Below are 15,729 nucleotides of genomic sequence, written 5' to 3' on the forward strand. Positions count from 1 at the left end.
TGACAGTTTATCGAGACTCAGTAGACTGTCAACACAACAAAAAAAGTGACTAAAGGAATACACGTGGAAGTTCGTCATAACTGGACGCATGCTGAAGTGCGCGATCTCATGGAAAAACCGTTCATGGATCTGCTATTCGAAGCACAGCTTGTTCATCGTCAATACCAACAAACCAACCATGTTCAAGTAAGCACGCTTCTTTCGATTAAGACAGGTGCTTGTCCGGAAGATTGTAAGTACTGTCCTCAGAGTGCTCGTTACACCACAGACATAGAAAAAGAGCGTCTGATGGAAGTAGAACGCGTACTCGATGCTGCGCAAAAAGCCAAAAATGCTGGTTCTACTCGATTCTGTATGGGCGCAGCGTGGAAGAACCCTAAAGAGCGTGATATGCCGCACTTGACCGACATGATCAAAGGCGTGAAAGGCATGGGTTTAGAAACGTGTATGACGTTAGGCATGTTGACGCCAGACCAAGCAAAGCAACTGGCAACTGCAGGTTTGGATTACTACAACCACAATCTAGATACTTCACCTGAGTTCTACGGCAACATCATTACCACACGTACCTATCAAGACCGTTTAGATACCTTGTCTCACGTTCGTGATGCCGGCATGAAGATTTGTTCTGGTGGCATCATCGGTATGGGTGAGAGTGCCAATGACCGAGCGGGCTTGTTGGTTGAATTAGCTAACTTGCCAGTGCATCCTGAAAGCGTGCCAATCAACATGTTGGTTAAGGTGAAAGGCACACCTCTGGAAGAGGTGGACGATGTTGAGCCGTTCGATTTCATTCGCTTGATTGCGATTGCACGTATCATGATGCCTCAATCAGCGGTTCGTCTATCGGCTGGCCGTGAAAACATGAACGAACAAATGCAAGCGCTGTGTTTTATGGCGGGTGCAAACTCAGTCTTCTATGGCTGCAAACTTCTGACCACGCCAAACCCTTCTGAAGATAAAGACATGATGTTGTTCAATAAGCTCGGCATTAACAGCCAAGAAGTGTCTCAAAAACCTGATGAAATCGAAGAAAACGAGCTGCTGGATCGCGTTGTAGAGCGTGTTGCTGCTCGTCCAACAAAAGACGACCTTTTCTACGATGCCAGCGTTTAAATCTCGTATCGAGTCCGCCCTTGCCGACCGTAAAGCGCAGGGGCTGAATCGTTCGATGAATGTGGTGTTTTCCGGCAACCAATCGATTTTGGAGTACGAAGGCAGACGCTACATCAACTTCTCAAGTAACGACTACTTAGGCTTGGCCAATGACCAAGCGCTTGTTCGTGCTTGGCAACAAGGTTTGAGTGTATACGGCAGCGGTAGCGGCGCCTCTCCAATGGTGACAGGCTTTAGTGCGGCGCATAGTAATTTAGAAGCTGCATTGACCGAATGGCTGGGTTACGAACGGGCAATCCTGTTTGGCTCTGGATTCAGTGCCAATCAAGCGTTGTTATTCACCTTGCTAGAAAAATCAGACGTACTCATTCAAGACCGTTTGAACCATACTTCTTTGATGGAGGCAGGGATGTTGTCGCCAGCTAAAATGAAGCGCTTTAAACATAACGACATCGAGCACCTAAAATCGCTGCTGAATAGCGAAGACAATTATCTGGTCGTAACTGAAGGGGTATTCAGTATGGACGGGGATTGTGCACCACTTGCTGATATCGCAGAAGTTACAAGCAGCCACGATGCTTGGTTCGCCGTCGATGATGCACACGGTATTGGCGTCCTTGGTGAATCCGGTGGTGGTTCTTGCGAGCTGGCTACAGTTAAGCCTGAGTTGTTGATCGTTACTTTTGGCAAAGCTTTCGGTATGTCCGGCGCGGCTATCTTATGTGACCACGCAACGGGGGACTTTTTAACTCAGTTTGCTCGTCACCATGTGTATTCCACAGCGATACCGCCAGCACAAGCGTATGCGTTGACTCATGCAGTCTCGATGATTCAAGAGCAGTCTTGGCGACGCGAAAAGCTTACGGAATTAAATGAAGTATATCGAGATGGTCTTCAAGATCTCGACGGTTTTGTCGAAACCCAAACCTCGATTAAGCCCTTTATGATTGGTGAATCTGAACTGGCTTTGCAGGTTGCAAGTGCTTGTCGACAGAACGGCATTTGGGTGACTGCTATTCGTCCACCTACGGTACCTAAAGGAACATCTCGTCTTCGAATTACGCTCACAGCCAATCACACCAACGAACAAATTAAAACGCTTTCAATGGCATTGAAGCAAGCATTAGGGGCGCTGTAATGGATAATGCAGAAAATATGACATTGGAGAGCTTTTACCAAGACAAAGAAGCGATCGCCTCTTCGTTTGGAAAAGCAGCAGAAACGTACGACAAACACGCGGCGTTTCAGCGTGATGTTGGACATCGCTTGCTTGATAAACTTCCTGAAAACTTAACGGGAAAACGCGTCTTAGATTTGGGGTGTGGTACAGGCTACTTCTCTCAACTGCTCCAACAACGTGGCGCAGAAGTGATTTGCGGCGATATCTCTCAAGCGATGTTAGATAAAGCGCAGCAGCGTTGTGGTACACAGCAAATGCAGTACCAAATAGCTGATGCCGAAAACTTGCCATTTGATGATGAGAGCTTCGATTACGTTTTTTCAAGTTTGGCTTTGCAATGGTGTGTGGATTTAAGCTACCCGTTAAGAGAGATTCGTCGCGTCTTAAAGGCCGGTGGGGCGGGGTGTTTCTCAACATTAGCCGATGGCTCACTTTATGAGTTGCGAGAGGCGTGGTCAAAAATTGATACATATCAACACGTGAATAACTTTATTACCCACAATCAGGTAAAAATTGCGTTAGCGCAATCTTGGTGCTACAACCATCATCTAGACTTGACCCCCATCACAGTTTGGTACGATTCAGCGTTTTCTGTCATGCGTGATCTCAAAGGCATTGGTGCAAATCACGTAAGCGGGCGCTCACATGGTCTGACGAGTCGTCGCACCTTGTTGCAAGTTGAGCGCGAGTACCAAGCATTTAGAAACGATCAAGGTCTTCTACCTGCAAGTTATCAGGTTTGTTTTGGAGTCATAGTTAAATGATTGATGCATTTTTTATTGCTGGTACGGATACTGATGTAGGAAAAACGGTAGCGTCTAAAGCTATTTTACAAGCACTTGGCGCGAAAGGGCTTAACACCATTGGTTACAAGCCAGTGGCTGCGGGAAGCGACAAGACGGCGGAAGGTTGGCGTAACTCGGATGCATTGCATCTGCAGAAAGCGGCAACACTAGATATCGCGTACGACGATGTAAACCCATACGCCTTGGAATTACCCGCTTCTCCTCACATCGCCGCTAAGCACGAACATGTAGAAATTAAATACGAAGTACTGAGCGAAAAATTGGCTCACCATAAAGAGCAATCTGACATTGTTCTTGTGGAAGGTGCTGGTGGTTGGCGTGTGCCTGTATCTGATACAGACAGCCTGTCGACATGGGTACAGCAAGAACAGCTTCCGGTAGTTCTGGTTGTAGGTATCAAGCTGGGTTGTTTGAGCCACGCACTGTTAACGGCAGAGATCATCAAAGCGGATGGTTTGAATCTCGTTGGCTGGGTAGCGAACCGTGTTAACCCAGGCACAGAGCACTATGCAGAGATCATCGATATGCTGGAAGATCGTTTAGATGCTCCAAAACTTGGTGAGATCCCATACATTCCAAGTGCGAAGCGTAAAGATCTAGGCAAATACATTAACGTTGAGTCGTTGCTAAACGCATAAAGGCTTCGCGATTCGATAAATACAAAAAGGGCTGCGCAATGCAGCCCTTTTCTCGTGTAAACTTTTGTGTCTAATCGTAAGATCCGACGCTCAGTTTATTTCTCTTGGCTAAGCCCCATCAAAGCTTGCTGTGTTTCAGCAACGCGCTTTGACATGTGAGCGTCAGTTGAAATACCAAGTTGTTGTTTTGCCTCATCCTCTGAGATACCTAGATGACAACAAAGTAGATCGATAGCCATTTGATAGTCGTTAGTTTCTACCATGATTTTTCCCTCAAGACATGGAAGTTTGGAACTGCTTTATTGTCCTTAAAGCTCGCCCCGTTTCGTTCATCTAAGCTGAATCTAGCACGTACAGATAGTCGCACAATAAGACCAAAGTCTATACTGGCGCTAAGATGCTGTTTTTAAGCGGGTAAAATGTTTGTATTATTTCAGTCTCGAAAACAAATGTTGCAATTTATTGCTTAACCTTGTTTTTATCGCGGATAGACTATATCTATAACGCAACGGAGCACGAAACTAAGCGGGACTAGCTTTCTAAGCGTTCTGTTACTTATAAAAAACCTGTTCCATATAATAATCCGTTTTGAAAAAACGATAAGCTTCCCCGGAGAAAAGTAATGAAGCGAATTATGTTATTCCTAGCAACTAACCTAGCAGTCGTGCTAGTGCTTAGTGTTGTTCTGAATATTGTTTACGCTGTAACTGGAATGCAGCCAGGCAGTCTGTCTGGTCTACTTGTCATGGCCGCCGTGTTTGGTTTTGGTGGCGCGTTTATCTCGCTAATGATGTCGAAAGGCATGGCTCTGCGCTCTGTGGGTGGCATGGTCATCGAAAGCCCTCGTAACGAGACAGAGCACTGGCTTCTTGAAACAGTTGGTCGCCAAGCTCAGCAAGCGGGCATTGGTATGCCAACGGTCGCGATTTACGAAGCGGCAGACATCAACGCATTCGCAACAGGCGCAAAGCGTGACGATTCATTGGTTGCTGTTTCTACAGGCCTTCTACATAACATGACTCGCGATGAAGCAGAAGCGGTACTAGCGCACGAAGTGAGCCACATTGCGAATGGTGACATGGTTACCATGACGCTAATGCAAGGTGTGGTGAATACCTTCGTTATCTTCCTATCACGCTTCATTGCCAACATTGTTGCTTCTAACGACGATGAGGAAGGCCAGGGCACCAACATGATGGTTTACTTTGGTGTGTCTATGGTGCTTGAGTTGGTATTTGGCTTCCTAGCAAGCTTCCTAACCATGTGGTACAGCCGTCACCGCGAATTCCATGCAGATGCTGGTGCAGCTCAGCTAGTGGGTAAAGAGAAGATGATTGCTGCGCTAGAGCGTCTGAAAATGAGTCACGAATCGCAACTAGATGGCACAATGATGGCATTTGGTATCAACGGTAAGCGTTCGATGACTGAGCTTCTAATGAGCCACCCACCGCTAGACAAGCGTATTTCGGCACTACGTAGCCAACAATACTAGTCGTCAAATAGGCTGGACTAATTGTTCAGTAACTAAATTTAATATCCTGAAAAGGCTTGGTTTTTTGACCAAGCCTTTTTTTGTGCCTATTGATCGCTACTGGATCTCGTCACGTATCACTTTACAGAAACAAAGTTATACAAAAATATTTTTGTACAACTTTTCTCGATTAGTCTATCTTGTACATACAATATTTTTGTACAACTGTTGAAGCGGTATGGGAGTGAAAGAATGGACATTCAGTCAGTTGGCAACATTTATCAAAAGCTGAGTAAGGCGAATTTGCATTTGCTCGAAGGGGTTTATCACCAAGACGTGGTGTTTGAAGATGCTGCTCATCGTTTAGAAGGGTGGCCTGCGTTATCTGATTATTTTCAATCACTTTATACTAATGTCATTCGTTGTGACTTCGTCATTCATGACCATCAGCAAGTCGGGGAAACTGGCTTCCTCACTTGGACGATGGATTTACAACACCCAAAACTTCAGAAAGGCGCGCCTATCTCGGTAAATGGTGTCTCACATCTCAAGTTCCGTGATGGACAGGTTATTTATCATCGAGACTATTTCGATTTGGGTGAAATGCTCTACGAAAATCTTCCTCTGCTTGGCTCTGTGGTTAGAACCATTAAACAGAGGCTAGGACAATGAGCGGTTCGGTACTGATTACAGGGGCGACCTCGGGTATTGGTCGACAACTTGCATTGGACTACGCAAATGCAGGTTGGAAGGTGATTGCCTGTGGACGCAATGAGGCCGTATTGACAGAGCTTGTGGACGCGTCGAAGAACATCTCAACCTTACGTTTTGATGTGACGCAGTATGAGGAAACGCTCCAAACACTGTCTGAATTGCCCTTTATTCCTGAAAACTGGATTTTCAACGCTGGCGACTGCGAATACATGGACGACGGCGTTGTTGACGCGAAACTCATGGCGCGCGTTATGAACGTAAATGTGGTTGGTGTAGCTAACTGTGTTGAAGCTTGTCAGCCTCGCTTTGAACGTGGTCATCGCGTCGTAATTGTTGGGTCCATTGCATCGGAAGTCGCACTGCCTCGTGCAGAGGCTTACGGCGCCTCCAAAGCTGCGGTGAGTTATTTCGCGCGCACGCTTGCAGTCGACTTGAAGAAGAAAGGGATCAAAGTCGTCACAGTTTTCCCTGGTTTTGTTGAAACGCCTCTCACTGACAAAAACACTTTTGATATGCCGATGATTGTATCGGTAAAGCAGGCTTCTGATGCCATCCGCAAGCAGTTGGATGCAAACAAAAGCCATATCTATTTCCCAGCGAGATTCACTGGCATTTTGCGCTTTATCTCGCTGCTTCCCTACAGCTGGCAAGCACGGCTAACCGCAAAACTCGTATCATAAGAAGGAAGAAGCATGAACGTTGCAGGAAGAAAGAAAATCGCCATTGTTGGTACCGGGATTTCTGGTCTCACTTGTGGCTATTACTTGCATAAAGAACATGACGTAACGTTGTTCGAGGCGAACGACTACATAGGTGGGCATACGGCGACTGTTGACGTGAGCGTTGACGGAAAAGAGTACGCGATAGATACCGGCTTTATTGTATACAATGACCGGACTTACCCAAACTTCATCAAAATGATGAACGAAATTGGTGTCGAAGGTTTGCCGACGCAAATGAGCTTCAGCGTCAGAAACGACGGTAATGGTTTGGAGTACAACGGTCACACCGTGTCGACACTGTTTGCTCAAAAACGAAACTGGGCAAACCCAAAATTCTACCGCTTTATCTCAGAGATCCTTCGTTTTAACAAACTGGCGAAAAGCTTTGCTAACGATAAATCGACAGATTCTCAGACGCTGGGTGAGTTTCTTGACGAACACGACTTCAGTCCATTTTTTACTGATAACTACATATTACCAATGGGTGCTGCAATCTGGTCATCGACCTTGGCAGACATGCGCGCATTCCCGTTAATGTTCTTCTTGCGATTCTTCCTCAACCACGGGTTGTTAGATATCACAAACCGCCCGCAATGGTATGTGATAAAAGGCGGTTCACGCTCTTACATTGGACCGTTGACCAAAGGTTTTGCCGATAATATTCGTCTTAACAGCCCAGTCGAAAAAGTCATCCGTACTGATAACGGTGTTGGTATTGAAGTTCATGGTGAGACGCACTGGTTTGATGACGTTATCTTCGCTTGTCACAGTGATCAAGCAATGCGAATGCTGGGCGATATAAGCTCTACCGAGCAGGAAATATTGGGGGATATGACGTATCAAGCTAATGAAGTCGTGTTGCATACGGATATTGGCCTGTTGCCTAAACGCAAGGCGGCGTGGGCGGCGTGGAACTACCTACTTGATGGCAGTCAAGAAGAGCAAGAGCGTCTGCCTTCTCTGACTTATAACATGAACATACTGCAACACATTCAGTCTGAGCATACTTTCTGTGTCACGTTGAACAGTACGAAAAAAATCAATCCAAACAAGATTCTACGCTCATTCACTTACCATCATCCTGTATTTACCACGGAGTCTATTGCCGCACAGCAACGAAAAGATGAAGTCCAAGGCAAAAAGAGTACTTGGTTCTGTGGCGCCTATTGGTACAACGGCTTCCATGAAGATGGTGTTCGTAGCGCGCTTGATGTCGTTCAAGGGCTACAAGAAAAATACCGCGAGCAAAAAGTGGTGCCTTTTGAAAAAGGCGCGGCGTGATATGAGTAGCCAGATGAACAGCCGATTGTTTATAGGCAATGTTCGCCACCGTCGATTCACGCCTGTGAGTCATGAGTTGAATTACTCCTTATTCATGCCAGCCATCGACGTAGATGAACTCGAGGCGCTGGAGAAAAATGTTTGGGGCTTTGGGTCACGCTGGTGGCATTGGGCACGTTTTAAGCGCAGTGATTACATTGGTGGTAAAGGATGCATTAAGTCAGCCGTTCAAGACAAACTGGAAGCGCTAACAGGTGTTCGTTTGACGGGAAAAGTGGTTGCCGTTTGTCACCTACGTTACTTAGGGCTCTATTTCAGTCCGGTTAATTTCTACTATGTTTATGACAAGGAGGGCGAGTGGAAGTACCTGCTGGCAGAGGTCAGCAACACGCCTTGGAATGAACGTCATTATTACGTGATAGCGGCAAACGAACAGGATGAAAATTTTGGTTGGGAGCAAGACAAAGCGTTTCATGTCTCGCCGTTTAACCCAATCGACCAACGCTACCATTGGAAAATCAAACCTTTGACAGACAAGTTGAATATCCATCTTGAATGCCACAAAGGTGAAAAACATTTTGATGCCACCATGGCGATGAAAGCTCAGCCACTTTCAAGTAAAACCTTATTGAAGTGCTTGATCGTTACGCCGATTCAAACGGTAAAAGTCATGGTTGGTATTTACTGGCACGCTCTAAAACTTTGGGTCAAAGGCGCGCCTTTTTACTCACACCCTAAATATGCTCAACCAAAAAAGACGGGAGCCGAGTCGGTGAGTAAAGACGAAAAGAATAATAAGCACAAGGAGAACTCTGCATGTTAAACACAACTTCTATGGCAATGCCACGTGAATTGACGACGACGCAAAAAGCGGCTCGTGGAGTTCTATTTCAGTGTCTTCAAAAGATGGAAATCGGCTGCTTAACGGTTATTGAGAGCTTCAAAACAGAAACGACAGAGCGCAGTGAGAGGTTCTCAACGCCAAATGGGGAATATAATGGTGAACCAGTTGTGGCGACGATTGAGGTCAAACATCCAGGCTTCTACTCTCGAATTTTACAAGGCGGCAGTATTGCCGCAGGTGAAGCTTACATGGACGGCTGGTGGGATAGCCCAGATTTGACGGCATTGATGAAGCTGATGGCTCTCAACATGCGTGCACTGGATAAACTCGAAGAGCAAGGCAGCTGGCTAACAAAACTGCTTTATAAGTTTAGCCATTGGAGCAACCGTAACTCGCAAGAAAACTCCCGTAAGAATATTCATGCTCACTACGACTTGGGTAACAACCTCTATGAAGCATTCCTGGATACCAACATGCTGTATTCGTCAGCGTTGTACAACGAAGCGGATGATTCATTAGAGCAGGCACAAATCAACAAAATGGATCGCCTGTGTCAGCAACTTGAGCTGAAAGCTAGTGATCATGTAATCGAAATTGGCACCGGCTGGGGTGCAATGGCGATTTACATGGCTGAACAATATGGCTGCCAAGTGACGACGACAACCATTTCTGAAGAGCAGCATGCGTACGCGGAACAGAAGATCAAAGAGCGTGGCTTAGAAGACAAAGTCACTTTGCTCAAAGAGGACTATCGTAATCTAACGGGAACCTATGACAAGCTGGTTTCAATAGAGATGATTGAAGCGGTGGGTAAGCAGTTTCTGCCTTCTTACATCAAGAAGTGCGAATCCTTGTTGAAATCGGGAGGCTTGATGGCGATTCAAGCGATTACGATTGCCGACCAGCGCTATGATTACTACAGCAATAATGTCGATTTTATTCAGAAGTATATTTTCCCAGGAGGTTTCTTACCTTCAGTTACCTCGCTAACTCAAGCAACGACGAAGTACAGTGACTTGGTTACGCGAGATCTGTTCGATATCGGGCTTGATTACGCCAAAACGCTTAATGAGTGGCATCATCGCTTTAATCAAGCTGAGAGTGAAGTGCGCTCGTTTGGTTACGACGATCGCTTCGTGCGCATGTGGCGGTATTACTTAAGCTACTGTGAGGGTGGCTTTTTAGCTCGCACGATCAGTGCCGTTCACATGACGTTTCAGCGTCCGTAGTTCTTTATGAGAGTGTTTGTTGCATCGACATGGTTCCAACTCTGCTGGTTTGCCGCAGTGCTTGGGACCTATCAATGGCAGTGGCTGACTTTCGTGCTCACGTTGCTTACCCTTGTATACTGCTGGAGAGTAGAGCCTTCTGCTCTCAAGAATATCACCACGATTGTATCCGTTGGTTTGGTGCTAGACACCCTCAACAAGCAATTTTCCATCTTTATATTCCCAACCTCTTGGTTGCCGATCTGGCTTGTTTGCTTGTGGGTTTTGTTCTCTTGGTATGCCTACCAACTCAAGTCAATTTTGTACCGTTTCCCAAAAACCTACGTATCAATAGTAAGCGGTATCGGAGGGACAGCGAGCTATTTTGCTGGCTACAAACTCCAAGCCGTTGAATTTGGATTTAGCGTTGGCGTCACACTTACGATCTTGTTCGTCGAATGGTGTGTAATGATGCTTTTGATACTCAAGGTGTACGGAAATGAAAAGCTTGAAGAGAAATTGGAAACGGAAGCTGACCAGTAGTGTAATGGCTGCCTCCTTGTTCTGTGCGGTGCCTTTGCAAGCTCAAAATGTGGTGGGTTCGAGTGAGACAATAACCACTAGCAATTGGCAACAGTGGCAAACGGTCGGCGAAGCTCAACTCACTTGGTTTGTTTTTGATATCTACAAGTCCCGCCTTAAAGCGCCCGATGGACAGTATTTGGTGTCTAATGATGTTTCTCCCCACCCCTTTGCTTTAGAGATTAACTATCAGCGTGATATTAGCAAAGAGCAGCTGCTCGATGTGACGGATGAACAGTGGCAGAAACTAGGATTTACACAAGCTTATCGTCAGCAGTGGATTTCTGAACTGAACACTATGTTCCCTGATATTAAGAAAGGCGATGAGTTGACTTACCTCACTGATGGTACAAACGGTCAGCTTATTTATCGCAAAGCCGGGAGTGAACCGTATCAAACCGTCGGATATGTGAAAGATGAGCGGCTTAATGATGCGTTTCTTTCGATTTGGTTATCACCGAAAACAGAGTTTCCTAAACTTCGTAAACAACTGATAGGGCAGGTAAGGTAGTGAAATTATTAAAACGAATGCTCAAAGCACCAGTGATTGCTGCGGTAACGCTTCTTAGCGCTTGCTCTGCTGATATTGATAACTATCAAGCGGCATCACCAGCCTTTGACCTGTTTGGCTACTTCGAAGGTGACGTCAAGGCCTGGGGAATGGTGCAGGACTACACTGAGAAACAAACTCGCCGATTTGAAGTCGACATTGTCGGGACGGTTGAAGGTAATGAACTAACGCTGGTGGAAGACTTTGTCTTTGATGATGGCGAGCTCGACCAGCGTATATGGGTCATTACTAAACTCGAAGACGGTACTTATCAAGGTAAAGCGGACGACATTATTGGTGTTGCCACTGGTAAAGAGATGGGTAATGCGCTGCAATGGCAATACGACTTCGAGCTGAAAATGGATGATTCAACCATCACGGTGTCGTTCGATGATTGGTTGTACCGCCAGGATGATATGCACGTGTTTAACCTTACCAAGATTAAGAAGTTTGGCGTTGAAGTAGGGACGATTACTCTTTTCTTCCAGAGGCAATAGAAATAAAGAAACGAGATGCGGGAGCACTTCGCTTAAGGAGTCGAGATTGAGGCGCGGTAAGTTTAGCGAAAGGAAGATGAATTTGGTGTGTGGATAGCAGTTGCATCTAGAATGGCTATAACCGAGCCTTATCCCTTATCCCTTATCCCTTATCCTGAAGCTTAGCGTTCCATAGGGAGAATCCCGTTCCCCCTAAACGAAGAAAGGGTTGACGCTTTCACGTCAACCCTCAAAATTATCCGATTCTCGATTCTCGATTCTCGATTCTCGATTCTCTTACAGCTTATCTGTCAGCTCGATTGCTTGACCGATGTAGTTTGCTGGCGTCATCTCTTTCAGACGTGCTTTCTCGTGCTCAGGAAGCTCAAGACCGTCGATGAAGTTACGCATTGCTTCGCCGTCTACACGCTTACCACGAGTTAGCTCTTTTAGCTTCTCGTATGGCTTCTCGATGCCGTAACGACGCATTACTGTTTGTACTGGCTCTGCTAGTACTTCCCAGTTCTTATCTAGTTCAGCAAGAAGTGCTTCGCGGTTTACTTCTAGCTTGCTGATGCCTTTAAGCGTAGAAGTGTAAGCGATGATTGCGTAGCCAACACCAACCCCAAGGTTACGTAGAACCGTTGAGTCAGTTAGGTCACGTTGCCAACGAGAGATAGGCAGTTTCTGTGCTAGGTGACCGAATACAGCGTTCGCAAGACCTAGGTTACCTTCTGAATTTTCAAAGTCGATTGGGTTAACTTTGTGAGGCATTGTTGAAGAACCAATCTCACCAGCAATGGTTTTTTGCTTGAAGTGGCCTAGTGCAATGTAACCCCAAACGTCACGGTCGAAGTCAATCAGGATAGTGTTGAAACGAGCGATAGCGTCGAACAGCTCAGCGATGTAATCGTGTGGTTCGATTTGAGTTGTGTAAGGGTTCCAAGTAACGCCTAGAGACTCAGTGATGAACTCTTCAGAGAACTTGTGCCAATCTAGCTCTGGGTAAGCAGAAAGGTGTGCGTTGTAGTTACCTACTGCACCGTTGATTTTCGCTAGGATCTCAACGTTTTCGATTTGCTTGAATTGACGCTCCATACGGTACGCCACGTTTGCCATTTCTTTACCCATAGTAGATGGAGAAGCAGGCTGACCGTGTGTACGAGATAGTAGAGGAATATCGCGGTATTCCACTGCTAGTGCTTTGATAGCGTCGATTAGGTTACGGATTTCTGGAAGAATCACGTTCTCACGCGCTTCTTTAAGCATAAGAGCGTGTGAAGTGTTGTTGATGTCTTCAGAAGTACATGCAAAGTGGAAGAACTCGTTTACTGCGTGCAGTTCAGGAACGTCTGCTACTTTCTCTTTTAGGAAGTACTCAACCGCTTTAACGTCGTGGTTAGTTGTACGCTCGATCTCTTTGATACGGCGTGCATCTTCTTCAGAGAAGTTTGCAGCAAGGTCGTCTAGGAATTGGTTTGCTTCTGCGCTAAACGCTGGCACTTCTGCAATTTCAGCAGTAGCAGCAAGCTTTTGTAGCCAGCGGATTTCAACGATAGTACGGTACTTTAGTAGACCGTATTCACTGAAAATTTCGCGTAACGCAATTGTCTTGCTTCCGTAACGGCCGTCTACTGGTGAAACAGCAGTCAATGCTGACAGTTCCATGATGTTCTCCTGAATTGGGTTTCTAAATTTCGTGAGCTTTATACCAATAACTGTGGCAATTGTCACGAATATTGCGCAAACGTTTGCGCGAGATTTGTTTTGGTCTAAAAAAATGAGCTCGCGATAAACGCGAGCTGCTTACTAGATACCTTATTACATTCGAGCAAGAAGGATTTCCGCTTGCTCTACCATCTTTTTGCGTCCGAAGATTAGGTGGCGACGTTTACCGCCAACTTGACGCCAAAGTACTGCACTACGAATACCCGATAACAACAGCGCACGAACTTTGTGCTGGTTAGAGGTTTGTTGCAGTACAGATGGAGTACCAGTTACTTGAATACGAGGACCAATAGGGCTGACTACATCCAAGTAAATGCTTGCTAGGTTGCTGATCATTTGATCATCTAGCAATTCAAAATGTTCCGTTTGACGCTGAGCCATTTGGATGCGATCACCAAGTTGTGACATTGCATCGTTACGACCCGATAGCTTGCGCTCTAATGCCATTAGGCTGATGATGTAGCGAGTGACTTCACTTCCCGATGGGGTGCTATCAATCCCTTTCACCAAGCATTCAAGACCCAGCTTAAGGTCGGCTTCGCGACCGAAAACACCAATGGTGTTCGCTGGGCTAGTATTCAAAATGGCGTTAATTGACGTTTCAAAGGCATCTTGATCACAATGTCCGTCTCTCGCTACCTGTTGAACTAGAGCAACAGCTTGGCAGATACCTGCAAAAGCGATAGTACGGTCATAAAGTGTATTCGCCACGTAACGACTCCTAAGCTTGAGAATATTTAATGCGTTGCTCGATGATGCCGCCACCTAGGCACACGTCATCTTTGTAGAACACAGCTGATTGACCTGGTGTGACAGCAATTTGTGGTTCGTCAAAGATCACTTTAATGTTTTCATCATCGATAGGGATGATTGTACAAGGAATATCTTCCTGACGGTAACGAGTTTTCACTGTGCACTTCATAACATCGCGAATTGGCTCACGATCTACCCAGTGAAGTTGTGATGCAAGTAGACCTTCTGATTTAAGCATTGGGTGGTCTTTACCTTGAACGGCAATCAAAACGTTACGCTCTAGGTCTTTCTCACCAACGAACCATGGGTCTTCGTTACCACCGCCACCTTTGCGGCCACCGATGTGCAGACCTTTACGCTGACCTAATGTGTGGTACATCAAGCCTTGGTGTTGACCAATCACTTCGCCTTCAGGCGTTTCGATGTTGCCTGGTTGAGCTGGAAGGTAGCGACCTAGGAATTCCGTAAACTTACGCTCACCGATGAAACAAATACCCGTAGAGTCTTTCTTCTTCGCCGTGATCAGATCTTGCTCTTCTGCGATGCGGCGTACTTCTGGCTTCTCTAAATCACCGACAGGGAATAGGCTACGTGCAATTTGCTCGTTGCTTAATGTGTACAGGAAGTAGCTTTGATCTTTGTTGCCATCTAGACCACGTAGCATTTGTGGTTTTTCCTGTTCTTCACCAGGTAAAGCGTTTTCAGGGAAAGAGCGACGCACATAGTGACCCATTGCAATGTAATCAGCGTCAAGCACTTCATCAGCGAATTCTAGGAATGCTTTGAACTTGATTTCTTTGTTACAAAGAATGTCTGGGTTTGGTGTACGGCCTGCTTTGTATTCAGCAAGGAAGTACTCAAATACGTTATCCCAGTATTCAGCAGCAAAGTTGATGGTGTGTAGGTGAATGCCTAGCTTGTCACATACTGCCTGAGCATCAGCAAGATCTTCTGCTGCTGTACAATATTCTTCGTTGTCATCTTCTTCCCAGTTCTTCATGAACAGGCCTTCTACTTGGTAGCCTTGTTGCTTTAGAAGATACGCAGAAACAGATGAATCAACGCCGCCGGACATACCGACGATGACTTTCTTTTGGCTGTTATCAGACATTACTAAACACCACTAAAATTAACGGGACGCAGATTCTACCAGAATCCACTGACCGGGGACAGATCCGAGATCGAAATCACACTTCGATTTTGATGTAAATTTCACCGAAAACAAACCGTGTGTGAGAATTCGATAAGTATAGAAGGGTTATATATGGCATAGTTGGCAAAAATCCAAGAGGAAATATCAAATGACCGAAGAAAACCAATTTATGCAAGAAGCTGAGTTGATTGAAATTGTTGAAAACCAGCTCGAAGATGGCAACCCAATAAAAGTAAAAGAAACCCTAATGCGACTAATGATGACAGGTACGCCACGTGAAGATGCCGTTGCAATGATGGCTTGTGCAATGTCGATTGAGATTTTTGACGTAATGAAAAATGGTGGTGAGTTCAATCTAAAACGCTATACCGAACACCTCGAACAGCTGCCAGATTTAGGTTTCATGGAAGGCGAATAGAGCGTTAGAAAATAAAAAGCAGGGTGCAAACGTTTGCTATACTCGCTTTTATTGCTGCTTTATTGTCAGCGGTATAGAATCCGTTCTCC

The 15,729-nt window shown here is 45.8% G+C and carries 18 protein-coding genes; 14 read left to right on the top strand and 4 right to left on the bottom strand.

Features of this window, described 5'->3' with window-relative positions; translation table 11 throughout:
• Positions 1 to 63: 63 nt before the first annotated feature.
• From bioB to bioD, 4 genes are read left to right on the top strand one after another with little or no spacing between them, the layout of a single operon-like run.
• Positions 64 to 1,116 carry a biotin synthase BioB gene (gene bioB / locus GXP65_RS19085; RefSeq protein ID WP_005378222.1) on the top strand — a complete coding sequence of 351 codons (1,053 nt, stop codon included), beginning with the start codon at positions 64 to 66 and terminating at the stop codon, positions 1,114 to 1,116.
• The gene (gene bioF / locus GXP65_RS19090; protein ID WP_162093498.1) at positions 1,103 to 2,254 is read left to right on the top strand and encodes an 8-amino-7-oxononanoate synthase; all 1,152 of its coding nucleotides are present in this window, start codon (positions 1,103 to 1,105) and stop codon (positions 2,252 to 2,254) included. Before bioB ends, bioF begins: the two co-directional genes overlap by 14 nt.
• On the top strand, positions 2,254 to 3,060 hold the full coding sequence (gene bioC, locus GXP65_RS19095; protein ID WP_162093499.1) for a malonyl-ACP O-methyltransferase BioC: 807 nt from the start codon (positions 2,254 to 2,256) through the stop codon (positions 3,058 to 3,060). Before bioF ends, bioC begins: the two co-directional genes overlap by 1 nt.
• Entirely contained in the window at positions 3,057 to 3,740 is a 684-nt protein-coding gene (bioD, locus tag GXP65_RS19100; RefSeq protein WP_162093500.1) for a dethiobiotin synthase, read from the top strand. The genes bioC and bioD overlap by 4 nt, the downstream gene beginning before the upstream one ends.
• 95 nt (positions 3,741 to 3,835) lie before the next feature.
• Here the strand turns inward: bioD and GXP65_RS25095 are convergent, their stop codons facing one another.
• Complete coding sequence (locus tag GXP65_RS25095) at positions 3,836 to 4,003, bottom strand: hypothetical protein (RefSeq protein WP_010449198.1); 168 nt, start codon at positions 4,001 to 4,003, stop codon at positions 3,836 to 3,838.
• A 359-nt stretch (positions 4,004 to 4,362) separates the two neighbouring features.
• Here GXP65_RS25095 and htpX point away from each other — a divergent pair, with 359 nt between their 5' ends.
• The 9 genes from htpX to GXP65_RS19145 all read left to right on the top strand — a co-directional run bounded on the left by htpX (position 4,363) and on the right by GXP65_RS19145 (position 11,609).
• On the top strand, positions 4,363 to 5,232 hold the full coding sequence (gene htpX, locus GXP65_RS19105; RefSeq protein ID WP_005528841.1) for a protease HtpX: 870 nt from the start codon (positions 4,363 to 4,365) through the stop codon (positions 5,230 to 5,232).
• Between the two features lie 231 nt (positions 5,233 to 5,463).
• Positions 5,464 to 5,883, top strand: coding sequence for a nuclear transport factor 2 family protein (locus tag GXP65_RS19110; RefSeq protein WP_005427506.1), 420 nt, complete (start codon positions 5,464 to 5,466; stop codon positions 5,881 to 5,883).
• A complete protein-coding gene (locus tag GXP65_RS19115; RefSeq protein ID WP_162093501.1) occupies positions 5,880 to 6,605 on the top strand; it encodes an SDR family oxidoreductase in 726 nt (241 codons plus the stop codon). The genes GXP65_RS19110 and GXP65_RS19115 overlap by 4 nt, the downstream gene beginning before the upstream one ends.
• Before the next feature lie 12 nt (positions 6,606 to 6,617).
• Positions 6,618 to 7,928 carry an NAD(P)/FAD-dependent oxidoreductase gene (locus tag GXP65_RS19120; RefSeq protein WP_162093502.1) on the top strand — a complete coding sequence of 437 codons (1,311 nt, stop codon included), beginning with the start codon at positions 6,618 to 6,620 and terminating at the stop codon, positions 7,926 to 7,928.
• A 1-nt stretch (position 7,929) separates the two neighbouring features.
• Positions 7,930 to 8,751, top strand: coding sequence for a DUF1365 family protein (locus GXP65_RS19125; protein WP_162093503.1), 822 nt, complete (start codon positions 7,930 to 7,932; stop codon positions 8,749 to 8,751).
• Positions 8,745 to 10,001 (top strand): cyclopropane-fatty-acyl-phospholipid synthase family protein, encoded by a 1,257-nt coding sequence (locus GXP65_RS19130; protein ID WP_162093504.1) that lies wholly within the window; start codon positions 8,745 to 8,747, stop codon positions 9,999 to 10,001. The genes GXP65_RS19125 and GXP65_RS19130 overlap by 7 nt, the downstream gene beginning before the upstream one ends.
• A 6-nt stretch (positions 10,002 to 10,007) precedes the next feature.
• Entirely contained in the window at positions 10,008 to 10,523 is a 516-nt protein-coding gene (locus GXP65_RS19135) for a DUF2878 domain-containing protein (RefSeq protein ID WP_162093505.1), read from the top strand.
• Positions 10,480 to 11,073, top strand: a complete 594-nt coding sequence (locus tag GXP65_RS19140; RefSeq protein ID WP_045368520.1) for a chalcone isomerase family protein — start codon at positions 10,480 to 10,482, stop codon at positions 11,071 to 11,073. Before GXP65_RS19135 ends, GXP65_RS19140 begins: the two co-directional genes overlap by 44 nt.
• A 17-nt stretch (positions 11,074 to 11,090) precedes the next feature.
• Complete coding sequence (locus tag GXP65_RS19145) at positions 11,091 to 11,609, top strand: DUF3833 domain-containing protein (RefSeq protein WP_038889519.1); 519 nt, start codon at positions 11,091 to 11,093, stop codon at positions 11,607 to 11,609.
• Positions 11,610 to 11,885: 276 nt separating this feature from the next.
• On the opposite strand, the gene purB is transcribed toward GXP65_RS19145, so the two are convergent.
• The 3 genes from purB to mnmA all read right to left on the bottom strand — a co-directional run bounded on the left by purB (position 11,886) and on the right by mnmA (position 15,180).
• On the bottom strand, positions 11,886 to 13,256 hold the full coding sequence (purB, locus tag GXP65_RS19150) for an adenylosuccinate lyase (RefSeq protein ID WP_005378198.1): 1,371 nt from the start codon (positions 13,254 to 13,256) through the stop codon (positions 11,886 to 11,888).
• A gap of 153 nt (positions 13,257 to 13,409) precedes the next feature.
• Positions 13,410 to 14,027 (bottom strand): high frequency lysogenization protein HflD, encoded by a 618-nt coding sequence (hflD, locus tag GXP65_RS19155; RefSeq protein WP_162093506.1) that lies wholly within the window; start codon positions 14,025 to 14,027, stop codon positions 13,410 to 13,412.
• 10 nt (positions 14,028 to 14,037) lie between these two features.
• A complete protein-coding gene (gene mnmA, locus GXP65_RS19160) occupies positions 14,038 to 15,180 on the bottom strand; it encodes a tRNA 2-thiouridine(34) synthase MnmA (protein ID WP_005437208.1) in 1,143 nt (380 codons plus the stop codon).
• Between the two features lie 190 nt (positions 15,181 to 15,370).
• Between mnmA and GXP65_RS19165 the strand changes: the two genes are divergently transcribed.
• Entirely contained in the window at positions 15,371 to 15,640 is a 270-nt protein-coding gene (locus tag GXP65_RS19165; protein WP_005528818.1) for a hypothetical protein, read from the top strand.
• Positions 15,641 to 15,729 lie beyond the last annotated feature (89 nt).

It is taken from the genome of Vibrio sp. LB10LO1, assembly GCF_010092875.1.
In the GTDB taxonomy this organism is placed as follows: Bacteria; Pseudomonadota; Gammaproteobacteria; order Enterobacterales; family Vibrionaceae; genus Vibrio; species Vibrio campbellii.